The 18,890-nt window shown below is 61.2% G+C and carries 18 protein-coding genes; 6 read left to right on the forward strand and 12 right to left on the reverse strand.

Annotated elements, in window-relative coordinates; all coding sequences use genetic code 11:
* Window positions 1-8: 8 nt before the first annotated feature.
* Together HJC04_RS12615 and HJC04_RS12620 are read left to right on the forward strand one after the other, a co-directional pair.
* Entirely contained in the window at window positions 9-473 is a 465-nt protein-coding gene (locus HJC04_RS12615; protein WP_221146352.1) for a tetratricopeptide repeat protein, read from the forward strand.
* A gap of 62 nt (window positions 474-535) precedes the next feature.
* Window positions 536-979 carry a DoxX family protein gene (locus HJC04_RS12620; protein ID WP_221146354.1) on the forward strand — a complete coding sequence of 148 codons (444 nt, stop codon included), beginning with the start codon at window positions 536-538 and terminating at the stop codon, window positions 977-979.
* 82 nt (window positions 980-1,061) lie between these two features.
* On the opposite strand, the gene HJC04_RS12625 is transcribed toward HJC04_RS12620, so the two are convergent.
* The 7 genes from HJC04_RS12625 to HJC04_RS12655 all read right to left on the reverse strand — a co-directional run bounded on the left by HJC04_RS12625 (window position 1,062) and on the right by HJC04_RS12655 (window position 7,943).
* On the reverse strand, window positions 1,062-1,235 hold the full coding sequence (locus HJC04_RS12625; RefSeq protein WP_004678026.1) for a DUF1328 domain-containing protein: 174 nt from the start codon (window positions 1,233-1,235) through the stop codon (window positions 1,062-1,064).
* Window positions 1,236-1,353: 118 nt separating this feature from the next.
* Window positions 1,354-2,781 (reverse strand): gamma-aminobutyraldehyde dehydrogenase, encoded by a 1,428-nt coding sequence (locus tag HJC04_RS12630; RefSeq protein ID WP_210629765.1) that lies wholly within the window; start codon window positions 2,779-2,781, stop codon window positions 1,354-1,356.
* A 13-nt stretch (window positions 2,782-2,794) separates the two neighbouring features.
* Entirely contained in the window at window positions 2,795-3,607 is an 813-nt protein-coding gene (locus tag HJC04_RS12635) for an ABC transporter permease (protein WP_210629766.1), read from the reverse strand.
* Window positions 3,597-4,559, reverse strand: a complete 963-nt coding sequence (locus HJC04_RS12640; RefSeq protein WP_221146356.1) for an ABC transporter permease — start codon at window positions 4,557-4,559, stop codon at window positions 3,597-3,599. Before HJC04_RS12640 ends, HJC04_RS12635 begins: the two co-directional genes overlap by 11 nt.
* Window positions 4,556-5,542 carry an ABC transporter ATP-binding protein gene (locus HJC04_RS12645; protein WP_210629768.1) on the reverse strand — a complete coding sequence of 329 codons (987 nt, stop codon included), beginning with the start codon at window positions 5,540-5,542 and terminating at the stop codon, window positions 4,556-4,558. Before HJC04_RS12645 ends, HJC04_RS12640 begins: the two co-directional genes overlap by 4 nt.
* A gap of 213 nt (window positions 5,543-5,755) precedes the next feature.
* On the reverse strand, window positions 5,756-6,916 hold the full coding sequence (locus HJC04_RS12650; protein WP_210629769.1) for an ABC transporter substrate-binding protein: 1,161 nt from the start codon (window positions 6,914-6,916) through the stop codon (window positions 5,756-5,758).
* Window positions 6,917-7,034: 118 nt separating this feature from the next.
* Complete coding sequence (locus HJC04_RS12655; protein WP_210629770.1) at window positions 7,035-7,943, reverse strand: LysR family transcriptional regulator; 909 nt, start codon at window positions 7,941-7,943, stop codon at window positions 7,035-7,037.
* Window positions 7,944-8,122: 179 nt separating this feature from the next.
* Here HJC04_RS12655 and HJC04_RS12660 point away from each other — a divergent pair, with 179 nt between their 5' ends.
* The gene (locus tag HJC04_RS12660; RefSeq protein WP_221146358.1) at window positions 8,123-8,884 is read left to right on the forward strand and encodes a hypothetical protein; all 762 of its coding nucleotides are present in this window, start codon (window positions 8,123-8,125) and stop codon (window positions 8,882-8,884) included.
* A gap of 66 nt (window positions 8,885-8,950) precedes the next feature.
* Here the strand turns inward: HJC04_RS12660 and lysS are convergent, their stop codons facing one another.
* The 5 genes from lysS to HJC04_RS12685 all read right to left on the reverse strand — a co-directional run bounded on the left by lysS (window position 8,951) and on the right by HJC04_RS12685 (window position 14,653).
* Entirely contained in the window at window positions 8,951-10,447 is a 1,497-nt protein-coding gene (gene lysS, locus HJC04_RS12665; RefSeq protein ID WP_221146360.1) for a lysine--tRNA ligase, read from the reverse strand.
* Window positions 10,448-10,467: 20 nt separating this feature from the next.
* A complete protein-coding gene (gene gltX, locus HJC04_RS12670) occupies window positions 10,468-11,934 on the reverse strand; it encodes a glutamate--tRNA ligase (RefSeq protein ID WP_221146361.1) in 1,467 nt (488 codons plus the stop codon).
* A gap of 242 nt (window positions 11,935-12,176) precedes the next feature.
* Window positions 12,177-12,926, reverse strand: coding sequence for a TerC family protein (locus HJC04_RS12675; RefSeq protein ID WP_210629774.1), 750 nt, complete (start codon window positions 12,924-12,926; stop codon window positions 12,177-12,179).
* 99 nt (window positions 12,927-13,025) lie between these two features.
* Complete coding sequence (locus HJC04_RS12680; protein ID WP_221146362.1) at window positions 13,026-13,865, reverse strand: AraC family transcriptional regulator; 840 nt, start codon at window positions 13,863-13,865, stop codon at window positions 13,026-13,028.
* A gap of 107 nt (window positions 13,866-13,972) precedes the next feature.
* Window positions 13,973-14,653, reverse strand: a complete 681-nt coding sequence (locus HJC04_RS12685; protein ID WP_221124201.1) for a TetR/AcrR family transcriptional regulator — start codon at window positions 14,651-14,653, stop codon at window positions 13,973-13,975.
* 152 nt (window positions 14,654-14,805) lie between these two features.
* Between HJC04_RS12685 and HJC04_RS12690 the strand changes: the two genes are divergently transcribed.
* From HJC04_RS12690 to HJC04_RS12700, 3 genes are all read left to right on the forward strand, one after another.
* Window positions 14,806-16,014 carry an HlyD family secretion protein gene (locus tag HJC04_RS12690; protein WP_221124202.1) on the forward strand — a complete coding sequence of 403 codons (1,209 nt, stop codon included), beginning with the start codon at window positions 14,806-14,808 and terminating at the stop codon, window positions 16,012-16,014.
* A gap of 44 nt (window positions 16,015-16,058) precedes the next feature.
* Window positions 16,059-17,660, forward strand: coding sequence for a DHA2 family efflux MFS transporter permease subunit (locus HJC04_RS12695; RefSeq protein WP_210629778.1), 1,602 nt, complete (start codon window positions 16,059-16,061; stop codon window positions 17,658-17,660).
* Window positions 17,661-17,861: 201 nt separating this feature from the next.
* On the forward strand, window positions 17,862-18,884 hold the full coding sequence (locus HJC04_RS12700) for a LacI family DNA-binding transcriptional regulator (RefSeq protein ID WP_210629779.1): 1,023 nt from the start codon (window positions 17,862-17,864) through the stop codon (window positions 18,882-18,884).
* Window positions 18,885-18,890: the final 6 nt, after the last annotated feature.

The following is an 18,890-nucleotide window of genomic DNA, read 5'->3' on the forward strand; positions in this document are numbered from 1 at the left end:
AGATCATCATGATGAAATATCTCATTCTCGGATTCATCTGGCTCTGCGCCATATCCGCGGGCTTCTCCGCGGTGACGGCGCTTCCCGCTTTTGCTGTCGATAATATGGAATCGACGGACGCTCCCGATTTGACGTCGGTACGCGCCAAGATCGATGCCAAGGATTATGCCGGCGCCCTGGCGGAGCTTCGCGGTCTTGCCGAAGACAATCAACAGGCAGATGTCTATAATCTTATGGGGTATACGCTGCGCAAGACCGGCGACTACAGAACGTCGCTGACCTACTACACCAAAGCACTTGAGCTTCAACCCGATCACAAGGCTGCGCGTGAATATCTCGGCGAGCTCTTTGCCGAAACGGGCGAGATGGCGAAGGCGGAGGAGCAGCTATCATCGCTGAAGCAACTTTGCCCAAGCGGCTGTGAAGAACTCGAAGACCTGCAAAAGGCCATCGCTGCCAAGGGTGGCAACTGACGAGTCCATGAACGTGAGAACGGGCGGCCAAGCCGCCTGTTCTCTGCAAATCGGAGGGTGTAATGGATAGCGCCGCAAGCCGGTCTCAACTGGCCGATTTCATTCTTCTCCTGGGCAGGCTGCTCCTGTCGCTGATCTTCCTGCATGAAGGTTCGGTGCTCGCATCAGATATCAGCGCGACCGTCGACACTTTCGCAAAACTGGGGCTTGCCACGCCGGTTGCATTTGCTGTCATAGCACTTCAGCTCGGCGCCGGCCTTTCCATTGCCGCGGGTTTCCTCAGTCGGCTTGGCGCGTTAGCGCTGGCCTTCTTCTGCCTGGCGACCGCCTTGATGTTTCACACGAATTTTGACAGCCAGAACGAGCTCCTGCATTTCGAGAAGGATCTGGCGATTGCCGGCGGCGTGTTCGTCCTGGTGGCTTCGGGGGCGGGGTCGATATCGGTCGACAACCTGCTGAGAAAGCGGGGTAGCAGCCTTCATCCCTGGCTGAGGGCGATGATGTAGCCAATTGGCTGCAAGCTTTTGCGCGCCATGAACATTCCGCGGCTCCGAGCCGCGGAATTGCTCCGGGTTGTGCGGTGCTCGGTTACAAGACCGCCTGGCCGGCCATCAACGCCAGAACCAGGAAGATCAGGAAAATCACCAGCGCGATACCGAAGAGCACGCGGGCGATGGTCGCTGTGGCGGCGGAAACGCCGGAGAAGCCAAAGAAGCCGGCGATGATCGAAATAACGAAGAATATCAGAGCCCATTTCAGCATGACACATCATCCTTTGCGTTTGCCTGAGAAGACGCGGCAACCGGGAAATTGTTCCACTACGCGCGAAATCGGATGATGTTCTCTGCCATTGGCCTCTATAATCCTGCCGGTTTCACCGTCAGCCATGATTGATCATCACGTGACGCACGGCGGTATAATCCTCCAGCGCATAGACCGACATGTCCTTGCCGTAGCCCGACTGTTTGAGGCCGCCATGCGGCATCTCGTTGACCAGCATGAAATGGGTGTTGATCCAGGTGCAGCCATATTGCAGGCGGGCGGCGGTCTTCATGCCGCGGCCGATATCCCTGGTCCAGACCGAGGAGGCGAGGCCGTAATCGCTGTCGTTCGCCCAGGCGATGGCATCATCGGCGTCGGAGAAGCGGGTGACCGAGACGACCGGGCCGAAGACCTCACGACGGACGATCTCGTCGTCCTGCAGGGCGCCTGATATGACGGTCGGGGTGAAGAAGAAGCCCTTGTCGCCGGAGACCTTGCCGCCGGTGGTGATTTCCATGTGCTTGTGCTCGGAAGCGCGGGCGACGAAGCTTTCGACGCGGTCACGCTGGCGCCTGGAGATCAGCGGACCGATCTCGTTTTCGGTATCGTCGGCCTGGTTGAAGCGGATGCTTGAGACGGCCGAAGAGAGATCTGCGACGAAATTGTCGTAGACCTTGGCGTCAGCATAGATGCGGCAGGCCGCGGTGCAGTCCTGACCGGCATTGTAATAGCCGAAGGTGCGGATGCCGGCGACGACGGCATCGATGTCGGCGTCGTCGAAGATGATAACCGGGGCCTTGCCGCCGAGTTCCAGATGAGTACGCTTCACGGTCTTGGCGGCGGCCTGCAGCACCTTCTTGCCGGTGGCGACATCGCCTGTTATCGAGACCATGTTGACCTTGGCATGGTTGATCAGCGCATTGCCGACGCTTTCGCCGCGGCCGAGGATGACATTGACGACGCCTTCGGGCAGGATGTCGGAAAGCAGCTTCGCCATCTTCAGCGCGGTCAGCGGCGTCTGCTCCGACGGCTTGAAGACGACGGTATTGCCGCCGGCGATTGCCGGCGCCAGCTTCCAGGCCATCATCATCAACGGATAGTTCCACGGCGCGATCGAGCCGACGATGCCGATTGGATCACGGCGGATCATCGAGGTGTGGCCGGGCAGGTATTCGCCCGCGGCCGGTCCGTGCAGGTTGCGCACTGCCCCCGCGAAGAAGCGGTAACAATCGACGATCGCCGGGATTTCATCGTTCAGCACTGAATTGATCGGCTTGCCGCAGTTCAGCGCTTCCAGCGCGGCGAAACCGGCGGCATCCTTCTCGATAGCGTCGGCGATCTTCAGCAGGTAACTCGAGCGTTCGGAAGGCGTCGTCTGCGACCAGCTCTTGAAGGCTTTTTCGGCGGCATCGACGGCGGCATCGACCTGGGAGAGCGAGGCTTCGGGAAGGTCGGTGACCGTCTCGCCAGTTTTCGGGTTCAGGATGTGCTCTTCCGTCTCCGTGCCTTTTTCGAAGCGGGAACCGATCAACATTTGCGTATCCATGATGTTCTCCCTGTTATTTGCCGGCGCCGGCGATCTGGTCGCCGTCGCGGGTGAGGTAATAGGCTGCCAGGATCGGCAGGAAGGTGACGAGCACCACGACCATGGCGACCACATTGGTGACGGGGCGCTGGCGCGGGCGGATGAGTTCTTCGAGCATCCAGATCGGTAGGGTCGATTGCTGACCGCCGGTGAAGGTGGTGACGATGACCTCATCGAAGGACAGGGCAAAAGCGAGCATGCCGCCGGCAAGCAAGGCGGTGCCGATATTCGGCAGGATGACATGGCGGAAGGTCTGGAAGCCGTCGGCGCCGAGATCCATCGAGGCTTCGATCAGCGAGCCGGAGGTGCGGCGGAAGCGGGCGACGGCGTTGTTGTAGACGACCACCACGCAGAAAGTGGCGTGGCCGAGCACGATGGTCCAGACCGAGAACGGGATGTCGAAGAGGCTGAAGGCGGAGCGCAGCGCTATGCCGGTGATGATGCCGGGAAGCGCGATCGGCAGGATGACCAGCAGCGAGATCGCCTCGCGGCCGAAGAACTTCGTCTGGCTGACGGCCGCGGCACAGAGCGTGCCGAGGATGAGCGCGATCGCGGTGGCGATGACGGCGACCTGCACGGAAAGGCCGAGCGCCGACCAGACGTCTGGCCGATTCCAGGCAACGGCGAACCATTGCAGCGTCAACGCGGGTGGCGGCCACTGATAGCTCTTCTCCTCCGTCGTGAAGGCATAGACGAAGATCAGCAGGATCGGCAGGTGCAGGAAGAGCAGCCCGCCTGCGGCGGCGATCTTCAGGGGCAGCGGCGATGTCTTGAGGTCAGAGCGCATCGAAGGCCCCCAGTCTTTTGGCGAGCGACAGATAAAGCGCCATGATGACGATTGGCACGACCGAGAAGGCGGCCGCCAGCGGCACGTTGCCGGCGGTTCCCTGCTGCGCATAAACGGCCTGGCCGATGAACAGCCTGGACGAGCCGATGATCTGTGGGATGATGTAATCGCCGAGGGTCAGCGAAAAGGTGAAAATCGAACCGGCGACGATGCCCGGCAGCGCCAAGGGCAACAGCACGGTGCGGAAGGTCTGGCGCGGTGTCGCGCCGAGATCCGCCGAGGCCTCGATCAGGTTGCCGGGCACACGCTCGAGCGCGGCCTGCGTTGGCAGGATCATGTAGGGCAGCCAGATATAGACAAAGACGATGAAGGTGCCGAGGTAGCTGACCGAAAGCGAATTGCCGCCGACGACGGGCAGGTTCAAGACGCCCTGGAGAAGCCAGGAGAGATGGAGCTGTTCGAAGATCCAGGTCAGGATGCCTTCCTTGGCGAGGATCAGCTTCCAGGCGTAGATCTTGACGAGATAGCTCGACCAGAGCGGCAGCATGACGCCGAGATAGAACAGCACCTTCCATTTGCCCTGCGCATAACGCGCCGCGTAGTAGGCGATCGGGAAGGCGATCAATGCAGAAGCGATGGTGACGAACGCGGCCATCATGACGGTGCGGATGATGATGTCGAAGTTCGTCGGGCTCAGAAGCTGGGCGTAGGTCGCAAGGGTGAATTCGTAATTCACCAGTCCGGAGAAATCGTCGATCGAGAAGAAACTCTGCAGAAGCAGGGCGATCAGCGAGCCGATATAGATGATGCCGAGCCAAAGCAGCGGTGGCGTCAGCATCAGGAAGAGCAGCAGTTTCGGGTGTCGCCAGAAGGCATCCGACATTCGGCCGAAGACGCCGCGGCGTGCCGGAAGGATCGATGTCTTGCCGTCGGAGATGATGAGTGCCGTCATGCCACATCGTCCATGTAGTGGATATCGGCGGGCTGCCAGGTGAGCCGGATGCCGGCGCCGACATCCGGCACAGGCGTGCCTGCCGGCAGCGTGACATGCAGCCGGCTGCCGCTCAGATCGACGCTGAGACGGGTGGCGGCGCCGAGGAAGCTCGCATGCTTGACCTTCGCCTCGATGCCATCGCTTGCCAGCCGGATCGCCTCGGGGCGCAGGCTCGCCCAGCGTTTCTCGCCGCCGAGCGCGGCCATCAGATCAGGCGCGATCACATTTGACGAGCCGACGAAATCGGCGACGAAGCGGGTCTTCGGGCAGCGGTAGATATCTTGCGGCGTGCCGTGCTGGACGATATTGCCATTGTTGAAGACAGCGACGCGATCGGCCATCGACAGCGCCTCGCCTTGATCATGGGTGACGAAGACAAAGGTGATGCCGAGCGCGCGCTGCAGGCTCTTCAATTCCTCCTGCATCTGCTCGCGCAGCTTCAGGTCCAGCGCACCGAGCGGCTCGTCGAGCAGCAGCACCTTCGGCTTATTGACCAGCGCGCGGGCGAGCGCCACGCGCTGCCGCTGGCCGCCGGAGAGCTGGCCGGGGCGGCGAGCGCCGTAGCCCGGCAGCTTGACAAGTTCGAGGGCATCGCTCGCCGCCTTCTTCCGCTCCGCCTTGCCGACGCCCTTGACCATCAGCCCGTAGGCGACATTGTCGAGAATGTTGAGATGCGGGAAGAGCGCGTAATCCTGGAAGACGGTGTTGACGTTGCGGCGGTAGGGCGGAATGCCGTCGGCCGTCTCTCCGAAAATCTGGATGTGGCCTGATGTCGGCTGTTCGAAGCCGGCGATCAATCTGAGGCACGTCGTCTTGCCGGAACCGGACGGCCCGAGCATGGCGAAGAACTCGCCCGGCGCGATCTCGAGATCGACACCGTCGACGGCGCGGACCTGGCCGAAATGGCGCGATACCTGCTGGAAACGGACGGCTGACGTCATGAGAGGACTCCGGGTCTTGTCTGTTTAAAGAGGGCTTGGTCCTGGCCAATATAGACCCCGCACCAAGCCCCTCCCCAAGGGGGAGGGGCTTAACCCGCCGTACCCCTTCGCAAATACCTTGGTGTTTCGGCAGATTTGGCGGTGCCACTCTTAGCCGCTCCCCCTTGTGGGGAGGGGTTGGGGAGGGATTCTTACGCATACGATCGGATCGGCTCACCGTCCGCCGATCACGCCGATGTAATCCGACACCCAGCGGTGATAGGGCACGCATTCGTTCTGCGTTGCGCATTTGGCGACCGGGGTCTTCCAGAACTTGATCTTGTCAAAGTGATCGAAGCCGTTGGTGGCGCAGCCGGTTTCGCCCATCAGCTCGTTGCCCTTGCAGGCGGCGGGAACGGAGGGCACGGCGCCGAACCAGGCGGCGGCGTCGCCCTGGACCTTGGCCTGAAGGGAATGTTCCATCCACATGTAGGCGCAGTTCGGATGTTCGCTGTCGGCGTGCAGCATTGTCGTGTCGGCCCAGCCGGTGACGCCTTCATCCGGGAAGGTGGAGGCGATCTTCTGCTTGTCGGCCTGCAGCAGGTTGACCTGGAAGGGCCAGGAGCCGGAGGCGACGACACCTTCATTCTTGAAGTCGTCGATCTGGATCATCGCGTCGTGCCAGTAGCGCGAGACGAGCTTGCGCTGGCCGCGCAAAAGGTCGAGAGCGGCCTTGTACTGGTCTTCGGTGAGTTCATACGGGTCCTTGATGCCGAGATCCGGCTTGTGGGCCATCAGATACATGGCCGCATCGGCGATATAGATCGCGCCGTCATAGGCCTGCACGCGGCCCTTGTTCGACTTGCCGTCCGGCAGGGTCTGCTCCTCGAAGACGACGCCCCAACTGGTCGGCGCCTTGTCCTTGAAGGCATCGGTATTGTACATCAGCACGTTCGGTCCCCAGAGATAGGGCACGCCGTAATGTACGCCGCCGACCGTGTACCACGGGCCCTCCTGCAGGCGCTTGTCGACATTTTTGAAGCTCGAAATCAGATCGGTATTGATCGGCTGGACACGCTTGCCGGCAATGAGGCGGAGCGACGCGTCACCAGATGCGGTGACGAGATCGAAACCGCCCTCGTTCATCAGCGACACCATTTCATCGGACGTGGCGGCCGTCTTGACGGACACTTTGCAGCCGGTCTCCTTTTCGAAGCCGGTGACCCAGTCGTAATTCTTGTCGGTTTCGCCGCGTTCGATGTAGCCGGCCCAAGCGACGATGCTGACCGCGCCTTCCCCCTTGCCCAAGGCCTTCAGCGGTTCGGCGGCGACCACCTGTGTCGCGAAGCTCAGGCAGGCGAGCGCTGCCGTGCAGGATTTCAACAGATTCGTCATCGTTCGTCTCCCGGTTTGGTGCCACTTTGTGGCAATTTGTTCCCGGCTGAAAAAGTGACGCGAAAAACCCGGTTTCGCAAATTCATTTATCAGAAAGGCGATATCGGAAATTCCGATATCAGCGGATTCGACCGGAACGCAGAGTTTCGGCGATGCCGACGAAATCGCGCGCCGCCTGCGGCAGGCTGGAGCCCTTGCGCCAGACCATGCCGACCTGGACCACCGGCAGCGAGCCGGAGACGTCGCGGCTCTCGATGCGGTCACCTTCGAGCGACCACGGGCGGTAGACGAGATCGGGAAGCAGCGCCACGCCGGCGCCCGTGGCCACCAGGCTGCGCACCGCTTCTACCGAACGGGTGCGGAAGGCGACATGCGGGCGGGCGCCGAGTGCGGAGAGCAGCTTGCCGGTATTCTCCTCAATCTCGTCGACTGTCAGCATGATCAGTGGTTCGCGGGCGATATCGGCGACGGAGATGATATCGGCCGACACCAGCGGATGGCCCATCGGCAGCCAGAGGCGATAGGGCGAGGTTTCGAGGATTTCCGCCTGCAGCGCCATGCGGTCGCGCAGATTGGATATCACCATCACCGCCACGTCGAGTTCGCCGCCGACCAGGAGATGTTCGAGGTAGCCGCCATTGTCCTCGATGGCGCTGACTTCGATGCCCGGGCAGGCGCGGCGGTATCGCGCCAGCAGATCGGAGAGCACATAGCCGGCGACAAGCGAGGTGACGCCGATGTTCAACGTGCCGGAGAGGGCACTCTGCTGGCCGGAGAAGCTGGTTCGCGCATCGGAGACGGAGGCGAGAATCTTGGTCGCGTGACGGAGGAACTGATGTCCGTTGTGGGTGATCGTCAGGCCGCGCGGATGGCGCTCGAAGAGTTCGACGCCGAGATCAGTTTCGAGCTCCTTCAGCGCTTCCGTCACCGAGGATTGGGAGATCGAAAGGTTCTGCGCGGCTCGCGTCACCGAACCCTGTTCGGCGACGGCCACGAAGTATTGGATCTGGCGAAGCGTGAAGGCCATGGGCGTTTAGAGCATGGCGGAATGTGCCGTGGCAAGCAGCCGATAAATTCGGACCTTTTTTGGGATTTTCCTGAAATGGAGCGAGCTCGGCGCAGCCACTTAAACTTTCCGAAACGTCATTTCCCTAGCATTCTCAGCACCTGTCCTGCGTTGGAGTTTGAGATGGCGGAGCAGTTGGCGTGAAGGCCTTACTGCGCATATTCCGGCCTTCCCGGAAATTGGCAATCATCATCGGCGGAGTCGCGCTTCTGGCGGGCGTTTCCGGCGGCGCGGCGCTTTATGTCGGCAAGGACAGGCTGGTCGGCGTCTCTGGTGGCGGTCATGGGCTCGAATGCAGCGACGTCAACCTCGTGACGATCAGGAAGCAGGATCATGTCTGGGTCCGCAAATACATCAAGACCGAACCGACCGATGGCATGACGCGGGTCAGGACTGCACTTCGTGTTGCCCAGGCCGTCTATGCCGCGCAGAAACCGGATCTGGTACAAGTGGTGGTGCTTGATGAGAACGGCCCGACGCTGCGTGCCGATATTCGCGGTCGGGCGATCGGAGCTGATGTCGTCTTCATCCCGCATCCGGACAAGACCGTTCCCGGCCTGGACGACAAGCGCTATACCGCACGCTACTATGACGGCAAGGCCAGCGAAAACGGGCTGTTCTTCGGCGAGCGCATCGAACTGCCGGCCGACGAGATCGCGATGATCAGCGCTTCGTTCAAGGATCCCGAGGATTGTGTCGATCCGGTCGCCGTTGCATCGACCAAGGGCGAGGCGACGGGCAAGAAGACTGAGGATAAGGACAACAAGGCCGAGGGCGGCGGACACGGCGCGGCACCGGCTGCCGAAAGCGAAGCGCCGCCAGCTGCAGAGAGTCACGGCGCCGATGCGGTGGCCGAGGCGCCGGTCGAAGAGCCGCCGGCGCAAGCCCCCAAGGCCCACTGAACGGGCGGCATGTAAAAAGCGGAGCGCCGGCCGGCACCCCGCTTTGCTTTTTCCGATTTTTTCCTGTCAGTCGGCCTTGTTGCGGCGGGCCGGGAAGAGAATGACGTCGCGGATCGACGGAGCGTTGGTCAGAAGCATGATCAGCCGGTCGACGCCGATGCCGAGGCCGCCGGCAGGTGGCATGCCCTGGTCGATCGCGTCGAGGAATTCGTCGTCCAGCTGTTTTTCCTTCTCGCCGCGAGCGAGCGCCTGTTCCAGTTGCTCGACCATGCGGCGGCGCTGCTCTTCGGGATCGTTGAGCTCGGAGAAGGCGTTGCCGAGTTCCCAGGCGTTGCAATAGGTCTCGAAGCGTTCGACAAGCCGCGGCTCGCCCGGCACTTCCTTGGCGAAAGGCGAGATGTCCTTTGGGAAATGCGTGACGTGAGCCGGCTGAATCAGTGTCGCTTCCACCTTTTCCTCGAAGATGAAGGCGAGGCATTCGCCCCAGGTCCAGTCCTTCTCGACCGCAAAGCCGTCAGCCTTGGCGGCGGCGCGGGCTTCCTCATCGGTCTTGATGGCGAGGAAATCGATGCCGGTCGCTTTCTTGACGGCATCCGGCATCGGCACGCGCTTGAACGGTCCCTTGAAGGAGAGGCGCTTGTCGACGAAGTCGAATTCCGTGGTGCCGTGGATCGAGAGCGCCAGGGTCTCGAACAGCCGCTCGACGAGATCCATCATGTCCTCGTAATCGGCATAGGCCCAATAACACTCCATCATGGTGAATTCGGGATTGTGCCGGGTGGAAACGCCTTCGTTGCGGAAGTTGCGGTTGATCTCGAAGACCTTGTCGGTGAGGCCTGAAACCAGCGTGCGCTTCAGAAACAATTCCGGCGCGATGCGCAGGTACATGTCGAGCTTCAGCGTGTTGTGATGCGTCTTGAACGGCTCGGCGGTGGCGCCGCCATAGACGGAATGCAGCATCGGCGTCTCGACTTCCATGAAGCCGTCATTTTCCATGAAACGGCGGATGCCGGAGACGATCTTCGAGCGCTGCTGGAAGCGCAGCTTCGAATCCTCATTGGTCATGATGTCGAGATGGCGCTTGCGATAGCGCAGCTCGATGTCGGAGAGGCCGTGCCACTTCTCGGGCATCGGCAGCAGCGACTTGGTCAGCATTTCGATCTTCTGGGCGTTGATCGTCAGTTCGCCGCGCTTGGTGCGGCGCACGATGCCGGTGACGCCGATGATGTCGCCGATGTCGATCATCGGCAGCAGGTCGCGGGCCTCTTCCGGCGTCGTGTCCTTGTGGCTGAAGATCTGGATCTTGCCGGAAGCGTCGCGGATATCCATGAACATGCCGGAGTTGCGCGAGGAATAGACGCGGCCGGCGACGGTGACGACATCCTGCGTCTCGACGTCCGGTTCCAGAGATTCATACTTGGCGCCAAGCTCGGCATTGGTCAGCGTCCGGTGGAAATGCGCCGGATAGACCTCGCCGATCTGCTCGCGCAGCAGCTTCAGCTTCTGGGCGCGCACTTCGGTCGCGTCGGAGGAGAGGGTGTTTTCGGTCTTGTTGTCAGCCACTGTCGAAATCCTGACTATTCTTACTTCGAGCCGACGAGGGCGGCGACCGCCTGGGCGGCGAGTTTGAGGCGCTGGCGCACGACGGAGCGGCCGAGGATGGCCATGGAATCGAAGAGCGGCAGGGAACGCGACGAGCCGGAGACGGCGACGAAGAGCGGCGAGACCACGACCTTCAGCTTCTTGCCCATGCGATCGGAGATGGCGCGCAATTCCGCTTCGATCGTCTCCACATTCCATTCCAGGATCTTTTCGAGATCCGGCTGAACGGTGTTGAGGATCTCGAGGATCTCCTCCGGCGGCGACTTGATCTTGGCGAAGTCGGACGGCTGCAGGCCGAGATCGGACTTCAGCAGGAAGCTGGCGAGACTGGGCAGCTCGCCGAGCTTGGAAATGCGGGTCTGCGACAGGCGCAGGCCAGCCTTCAGGCGGTCGTTCTCCATCGCCCAGGTCAGCACGCGCGCCTGGAATTCCTCTTCGGAGAGCTTCTCGCGGATCCAGCGGCCGTTCAGCCAGTCGAGCTTCTGGATGTCGAAGATCGCGCCGGCCTTGGAAAGGTTTTCGGGGTCGAACTTCTCGGAGAGCTCATCCATCGTCAACAGCTCTTCACCTTCAGCGATCTGCATGAAGAACAGGCCGAGGAAGTTCATCAGCGCCTCGGGGATATAGCCGAGCGCGGAGTAATAGGAGATCGAGGTCGGGTTCTTGCGCTTCGACAGCTTCGACTTGTCGGCATTGCGCATCAGCGACAGATGCATGAAGACCGGCTGCTCCCAGCCGAAATAGCGATAGAGCAGGATGTGCTTCGGCACCGAAGCCAGCCATTCCTCGCCACGCGCCACATGGGTGATCTTCATCAGATGGTCGTCGATGACGTTGGCCATGTGATAGGTCGGCATGCCGTCGGCCTTGATCAGGACCTGCATGTCGACGGAATCCCACGGAATGGACACGTCGCCATAGACGCCGTCGGTAAAGTCGCAGGAGCCCTCCGCCGGGATCTTCATGCGGATGACCGCGGCTTCGCCCGCCGCCATGCGTGACGTCACCTCTTCCGCCGTCAGATTGAGGCAGTGGCCATCATATTTCGGCGGCTTTCCGGCGGCGCGCTGCGCCTCGCGCATCTGCTCCAGCCGCGCGGGCGTGCAGAAACAGCGGAAGGCATGGCCATTGTCCAGCAGTTCCTGTGCATAGGGCTGATACATCGGCTTGCGGTCGGACTGGCGATAGGGGCCGTAGGGGCCGCCGATATCGGGGCCTTCCTTCCAGTCCAGCCCGCACCATTTCAGCGCGTCGAGCACCTTCGTCTCGAATTCCGGGGTCGAGCGCGTCGCATCGGTATCTTCGATGCGCAGGATGAACTCGCCACCGTGCTTCTTGGCGAAGAGGTAGTTGAAGAGAGCGATGTAAGCGGTGCCGACATGCGGCTCGCCGGTCGGCGAGGGAGCGATGCGGACGCGGACGCCGGAAGCTGTCCCGGAATTTGTCATTGTATGTGCCCGTCAATGAAGCCGGACTGCTTTCACGGGAAAGCAAGGTTCGGCCGGAAGGATGCAGATATCTTCATCGGCAAACCGGCCGAAAAAGGGCATTCGCCCGCACCATTCGCCGATCGTCCGTTCGGCTGGCCTTAGGCCATATTCAACCGGGCGCGTCAAGAAAAACCGCGTCCGCAACGGCTTGCCGGCGCTGAGAGAGTGCACCGGTTGCGGCGCGCTCTCCCGTATCAGCCTCAATGCGCGCCTTCGCGTTTCCGCTTGCGGGCGTTGCGTGCGAACATGTTCAGCACCTCGACCAGTGCGGAGAAGGCCATGGCGGCGTAGACGTAACCCTTCGGCACATGGAAACCCATGCCTTCGGCGATCAGCGTCGTACCGATCATCAGCAGGAAGGCGAGCGCCAGCATGACGATCGTTGGATTCTTCTCGATGAAGTTGGCGAGCGGGGTCGCGGCAACCAGCATGACGGTGACGGCGGCGATGACGGCGATCACCATGATCGGCAGATGCGGCGTCATGCCGACGGCGGTGATGATGCTATCGACGGAGAAGACCAGGTCAAGCAGCAGGATCTGGCCGATGGCCGATGCAAAACCCGTGGTGGCGGACTTCGCGATGAAATCCTCCTGATGATCCACCGGGTCGACCGTGTGGTGAATTTCCTTGGTGGCTTTCCAGACGAGGAACAGGCCGCCGGCGATCAGGATCAGATCCTTCCAGGAGAAGCCGTGCCCGAAGGCCGTAAACAGCGGTTCGGTCAGCTGTACGATCCAGGCTACGGTGCCGAGCAGCGCCAGGCGCATGACCAGGGCAAGGCCGATGCCGATCCGGCGGGCTTTCTCGCGATGCTCGGACGGCAGTTTGTTGGTGAGAATGGAAATGAAGATCAGGTTGTCGATACCGAGAACGACTTCCATCACCACCAGTGTGATGAGCGCCACCCAGGCGGCCGGGTCCTGAATGAGCGTCATGATTTCCTGCATTAGCTTATATCCCCTTGCGTCACCGATGACGCCCGCAATGTAGTGTCCGCGGCCTGCTGCACAAGCGCCGCAAGGGGATATACGAAATCGATGTGACTTTTATTCCCTGACAGGTAGCCAGATTTCAGTGACGCCCATCCCGGTATAGGGATCGAAGCGTTCGTCGTAACGTTCGAACATGTCGGGCGTCTCGCCGTGTTCCAGGCCAGACGTTGGCCACCATGCGCCGAAAATTCGGTTCATGGTCGAGGAAATGCCGGAGACATGGCCGCGATGGGTGAAGACAGCGTAGCGTTGGCCCGGAAGCCTGAGCGTCGTAAAATCCGGCGGAAGGTCGCTGGCATCGGAGATCTCGACGCCGGCCATATAGCGATACTTCTCCGCTTCGCCATCGATATGGGTGCAGACGCCGTAGGCGACATTGCCTTTTTGGCCTGCAACATGACCGAAATGGGCGTTGAATTTCTGCCAGAGAGAGGGGATGGCGGCGTTACCGCCATAGGGATAGGTCTCCTGCAGGCCGGCAAGGAGCATCGGTTGACGCTTTTCGAAGCGGGGCGGTTCGAGGTCGTTGAGGTGGGCGGGGTCCATTCTGATCGGCTCCAGCAAGACAAGATTGCGGGCGTGCCCCTGTCTGCGCACCGCATCCGGCGTCATGCCGAACTGGTCGCGGAAGGCACGGGTGAAAGCCTCGTGCGAGCCGTAGCCCGCGCAAAGCGCAACCTCGAGAATGGTGGATGAGCCGCCGACCAGCGCGGGCACGGCGCGGCTGAGGCGCCGCCCCCTGATATAGCTGCTGATCGAGTGGCCGGTGACGAGCCCGAAGACGCGTGACAGATGATAGCGTGACAATCCGGCGGCTTCCGATATCTCTTCCAGCGATATATCGCTCTCGAAATGGCTCTCTATAAACCAGATCGCCCTTGCGACGGCGCTCATCCTCACTCCCTTGGTTGCGGCTTCTTCCTTAGAGAAAAGCCGGCAGCCGGGTTTGATCGTTCTTGCGGAGTTTTGGCCGAAGGAGAGCGGCAGTCAACGGTGCGGGGTTAGGCAGTCTCGTGCCGGCGCACGCCGTAGGCTGCCATGAAGACCTTGATCGCACCGCGGATGACGCGGTCGATTTCCTCACGAGTCGGCGGTTCTTCCATGCTGCCGAACAGGCGGAGCTTGAAGAAGCTGCCGCTGGCAAGATCGAGAAACTGGCCCGCGGCCAGATCGATGTCGTCGATCTCGAGCCGGCCTTCGGCGACATGCTGTTCCAAAAAGTCGCGCATGATGGTGCGCAGGTTTACCGGTCCTTTGAAGAAGCGTTGACAGAGCACGGGCATGCGGTCGCGAACGCCGAGAACAGTGCGCATCGCGCTGATGACCTTTTCATCGGTCATGTGGGTGACGAAGCTTATCCCGAACTCGTACAGGCCGGCTTCGGGGTCGTCATGCTCGGCAAGCGCCGTGCGCACGGCCGCCACGAAAGCGGCGCGCTCGGTCTCGATCATCGCCGAAAACAGTTCTTCCTTATTGGTGAAATAGACGTAGAGCGTTCCCTTGGAGACTCCGGCCTCGCGCGTCACGTCGTTCATGCTGGCGGCGTCGAAGCCCATTTTCATGAACACGCGCTTGGCGCCGGCAAGAATTTGCTGGCGCTTGGCCGGATCTTCGCCCGCAGCAAATCGGCCTCCGGCAGCGGGAGGGCTGAATACGGCGGCGTGGTCGGGTTTTAACGTCATGTCTCCTTAACCGTGTTTACGGTTTCGCATTTTCCTTAAAAGAAATCGAACCGATTGGTTCTATACATCTTGATATGACGATAAAACAGGTTTATGTCAACTGAACCGAACCGTTCAGTTCGATTATTACTCCAAAGATCGGTAAAGTGGCCATGTCGAGCAACCAGAAAAGCAACGTCGCGCGTATCGTCAGCGAAAACGCCGAGGCCGAAGAGGCAAAGGTCGCGGTGGTTGCAGAGGCTCCGACGGCGGAAGCCCTGGAAAAGCCGGCTGCTCCCGCGCAATCGGCGCCGGCCGAGGCCCCGGTTGCTGCTTCGGCAAAGAAGCGCCGCAGCCCGGTGCTGCCGATCGTCGTGCTTGCCCTGCTTGCGGGCGGCGGCTGGTATGGATACGAATGGTGGATGAACGGCCGGTTCATGGTGTCGACCGACGACGCCTATATCGAAGGCGATATCGCGACCATCTCGCCGAAGGTTACCGGCTATGTCGCGAAGGTGAATGTTGTCGCCAACCAGGAAGTCAAGGCAGGCGACGTTCTCGCTACCCTTGATAACGGCGACTACCAAAATGCCCTCGATCAGGCGAATGCCCAGATCGCGACCGAGCAGCTTTCGCTGAGCCGTATTGATGCGCAGATTGAAGGCGCCAAGGCGAGCCTCGTGCAGGCTCAGGCCCAGAAGACTGCCCTCGAAGCGACGGTTCGCGGCGCGGAAATCAAGCAGAAGCGCCAGAGCGACCTGCAGGCGAAGTCGGTCGGCACCACCGCGGATCTCGATGATGCTAATACGGCCCTCGATCAGGCCAAGGCCAATCTTGCCGGCGGCGACGCCAATATCGTGGCGGCACAGGCCAATATCGCCATCCTCGAAGCCCAACGCAGGGAAGCCGAAGGTTCCGTCCGCACGCTGGAAATCCAGCGCGACAAGGCCGCCCGCGACCTCTCCTTCACTGTGCTCAAGGCGCCCTATGACGGCATCGTCGGCAATCGTTCCATCCAGGAAGGCGATCTGGTCTCGCCCGGCCAGCGCCTGATGGCGCTCGTTCCGGTGCGCCAGCTTTATATCGACGCCAATTTCAAGGAAACGCAGATCCAGCATCTCGTTCCAGGCTCGAAGGTCAACGTCCATGTTGATGCCTATGACGACCATCCGATCGTCGGTACCGTCGAATCGATCTCGCCGGCCTCCGGTTCGGTCTTTTCGCTGCTGCCACCGGAAAACGCCACGGGCAACTTCACCAAGGTAATTCAGCGTGTGCCGGTGCGCATTGCGCTGCCGCAGGATGCGCTCGACAGCGGGCGTTTGCGCGCGGGCCTCAGCGTCGTCGTCGACGTCGATACCCGCACGGCACCGAACAAGTAAACCTTCGGAGCAATTCCAGCAAAAGGAAAGGCGGAGGTGGTCCGATGGCCGGGAGCGCGACAGCAACAGCGGGAACGATGCCGGCGGTGCCTGCCCACGCCGGAGATCGCATGGATCCGAGGAAGCTCATCGCCTTCTTCGCGATGGTGCTCGGCATGTTCATGTCGATCCTCGACATTCAGATCGTCTCTGCTTCGCTTGCCGAAATTCAGGCCGGCCTGTCGGCCGGTTCCGACGAAATCGGCTGGGTGCAGACGGCCTATCTGATCGCGGAAGTGATCATGATCCCGCTTTCGGGAACGCTGGCGCGCATCATCTCGACGCGCTACCTCTTCGCGATCTCGGCCGCCGGCTTCACCATGGCGAGTGCGCTTGCGGCGACGGCGACGAATATCGACCAGATGATCGTCTACCGCGCCATCCAGGGCTTCATCGGCGGCGGCATGATCCCGTCGGTTTTCGCGGCCGCCTTCACCATCTTTCCGCCGTCGAAGCGCAGCATCGTCTCGCCGATCATCGGCCTGATCGCGACGCTGGCGCCGACCATCGGCCCGACCGTCGGCGGCTATCTCAGCCACGCCTTCTCCTGGCACTGGTTGTTCCTCGTCAATATCGTTCCGGGCATCATCGTCACGCTGGTTACCTGGAACTTCATCGACTTCGACAAGCCGGAACTGTCGCTCTTCAAGAAGTTCGACTGGTGGGGGCTGATCTCGATGGGCGTCTTCCTCGGCGCGCTGGAATATGTGCTCGAAGAGGGCAACTCGAACGATTGGTTCAACGACAATTCCATTGCGCTGGCTGCCGTCGCTTCCGGCGTCGCGGCCATCGTCTTCTTCTATCGCGCCTTCACGGTGGAGTTTCCCGTAGTCGATCTCAAGGCCTTTGCGAACAGGAATTTCTCCTTCGGCTCGGTGTTTTCCTTCGTCATGGGCATCGGCCTTTACGGCCTTACCTATATCTACCCGGTCTATCTCGGGCGTATCCGCGGCTATGATTCGCTGATGATCGGCGAGACGATGTTCGTCTCTGGCCTTGCGATGTTCTTCACCGCGCCGATCGCCGGGCGGCTGTCGACCAAGATGGACCTGCGCCTGATGATGGTGATCGGTTTCATCAGCTTCGCCGCCGGCACATACATCATGATCCACCTGACGGCGGATTGGGATTTCTATGAACTGTTCATTCCGCAGATCCTGCGCGGGTTCGGCCTGATGATGTGCATGGTGCCGATCAACAACATCGCGCTCGGCACGATGCCGCCGTCGCGCATCCGCGGCGCGTCCGGCCTGTTCAACCTGACTAGAAACCTCGGCGGCGCCGTTGGTCTCGCGGTCATCAATACCGTGCTCACCAGCCGGCAGGATGTGCACTACGAGCGGCTGCGGGAGAATATGGACTGGGGCAATCCGGCGGCGATCGATCAGATGAACAACATGACTGCCAATTTCAGCAGTTACGGCATGGACGGCACTTCAGTCGCGATCAAGCAGATGGTCGGCCTCGCCACCAAGCAGGCGGTCATCCTTTCCTTCAGCGATGTGTTCCTCATCCTGACTGCGCTGTTCGTTGCGATGATCCTCGGTGTCGCCATGATCAAGAAACCCGCGCCGCAAGGCGGCGGAGGAGGTGGCGGCGGCCACTGACCTCCGGCCCCGTCCCTTGAAAAGGCCCTCTTCGGAGGGCCTTTTTGTTGCGGTTTTCAGGCCTCTGTGTCATCAGGGGGGCGCTGATCGAATCGATGCCAACCGGCGGTAATGCCGGTAAAATAATGCGGAAATCGCGCCGCTGGATTTTTTGATTTACGTACATCAAATTTGGCGCTAATGGTCTCGTCAGGAGGAATGATGAGGCCAACTGTTCACGATATCGCCGCTGCGGCGGGCGTCAGTCTCGCGACTGTCGACCGGGTGCTCAACCAGCGTCCTGGTGTGCGCCATGTCACGCGGGAGAAGGTCGAGACCGCAATCCGCGAACTCGGTTATGTCAGGGACGTCGCCGCCGCCAATCTCGCCAAGGGTCGCACCTATCCGCTGGTCTTCATCCTGCCGGCCAGCGACAATTCCTTCATGCACGGGCTCAATGCCGAAATCCGGCAGGCGATCCTTCGCTCGCCGGCCGAACGCACCGATATTCGCACCATCGAGGTGCCTGCCTTCGATCCGGCCGCTCTTGTCGCCGTGCTTGACGGGCTTTCCCGCGAAAAACCTTGCGGCATCGCAATGGTTGCGACCGATGCGCCTGAAGTGCATGCCGTCGTCGACAGGCTGGTGCATGCGGGCTTTCCCATCGTCACGCTGGTGTCCGATCTTACCGGATCGCTGCGCCATCACTACGCCGGCGTCGACAATATCGCGGCAGGCCGCACGGCGGCCCGCCTGCTCGGCCGATTCCTCGGGCCGCGAAAGGGCGAGATCGCCGTGCTCGCCGGCTCCATGCTGGTGCGCGACCATCGCGAGCGGCTGGAAGGATTCACCTCGGTCGTGGCGGAGGAGTTTCCCAATCTTGCGATCCTTCCGGTTCTGGAAGGGCGTGACGATCCTGAGATCGCCCATATGCTCGTCGCCGAGGCACTTGGGAATGCCGACATTATCGGCGTCTATAGTCTCGGGGCAGGCAATCGCGGCCTTATCCGGGCGCTGAAGGAGAAGGCCGTCGATCGGACGCTGACGGTCATTGCCCACGAGCTGACCGCCCACACGCGGACGGCGCTCATCGACAACACGATTGATGCGATCCTCAATCAGAATGCCGGTCATGAGGTGCGCAGCGCCATTCGCGTGCTGAAGGCCAAGGCGGACGGGCTCGCCGTCATCGAAGCGCAGGAGCGTATCCGCCTCGACATATTCCTGAAGGACAATCTGCCGTAACGGCAA

This window comes from Rhizobium sp. NLR8a, from assembly GCF_019685235.1.
GTDB lineage: Bacteria > Pseudomonadota > Alphaproteobacteria > Rhizobiales > Rhizobiaceae > Rhizobium.

Bases quoted from the DNA above. Each gene is read 5' to 3' on its own strand.
- HJC04_RS12680 (WP_221146362.1), bottom strand. From the start codon at position 13,865: ATGAGCGCCGTCGCAAGGGCGATCTGGTTTATAGAGAGCCATTTCGAG.
- HJC04_RS12640 (WP_221146356.1), bottom strand. From the start codon at position 4,559: ATGACGGCACTCATCATCTCCGACGGCAAGACATCGATCCTTCCGGCA.
- HJC04_RS12645 (WP_210629768.1), bottom strand. From the start codon at position 5,542: ATGACGTCAGCCGTCCGTTTCCAGCAGGTATCGCGCCATTTCGGCCAG.
- HJC04_RS12700 (WP_210629779.1), top strand. From the start codon at position 17,862: ATGAGGCCAACTGTTCACGATATCGCCGCTGCGGCGGGCGTCAGTCTC.
- HJC04_RS12625 (WP_004678026.1), bottom strand. From the start codon at position 1,235: ATGCTGAAATGGGCTCTGATATTCTTCGTTATTTCGATCATCGCCGGC.
- gltX (WP_221146361.1), bottom strand. From the start codon at position 11,934: ATGACAAATTCCGGGACAGCTTCCGGCGTCCGCGTCCGCATCGCTCCC.
- HJC04_RS12630 (WP_210629765.1), bottom strand. From the start codon at position 2,781: ATGGATACGCAAATGTTGATCGGTTCCCGCTTCGAAAAAGGCACGGAG.
- HJC04_RS12655 (WP_210629770.1), bottom strand. From the start codon at position 7,943: ATGGCCTTCACGCTTCGCCAGATCCAATACTTCGTGGCCGTCGCCGAA.
- HJC04_RS12635 (WP_210629766.1), bottom strand. From the start codon at position 3,607: ATGCGCTCTGACCTCAAGACATCGCCGCTGCCCCTGAAGATCGCCGCC.
- HJC04_RS12695 (WP_210629778.1), top strand. From the start codon at position 16,059: ATGGCCGGGAGCGCGACAGCAACAGCGGGAACGATGCCGGCGGTGCCT.
- HJC04_RS12615 (WP_221146352.1), top strand. From the start codon at position 9: ATGATGAAATATCTCATTCTCGGATTCATCTGGCTCTGCGCCATATCC.
- HJC04_RS12685 (WP_221124201.1), bottom strand. From the start codon at position 14,653: ATGACGTTAAAACCCGACCACGCCGCCGTATTCAGCCCTCCCGCTGCC.
- HJC04_RS12690 (WP_221124202.1), top strand. From the start codon at position 14,806: ATGTCGAGCAACCAGAAAAGCAACGTCGCGCGTATCGTCAGCGAAAAC.
- HJC04_RS12650 (WP_210629769.1), bottom strand. From the start codon at position 6,916: ATGACGAATCTGTTGAAATCCTGCACGGCAGCGCTCGCCTGCCTGAGC.
- HJC04_RS12620 (WP_221146354.1), top strand. From the start codon at position 536: ATGGATAGCGCCGCAAGCCGGTCTCAACTGGCCGATTTCATTCTTCTC.
- HJC04_RS12675 (WP_210629774.1), bottom strand. From the start codon at position 12,926: ATGCAGGAAATCATGACGCTCATTCAGGACCCGGCCGCCTGGGTGGCG.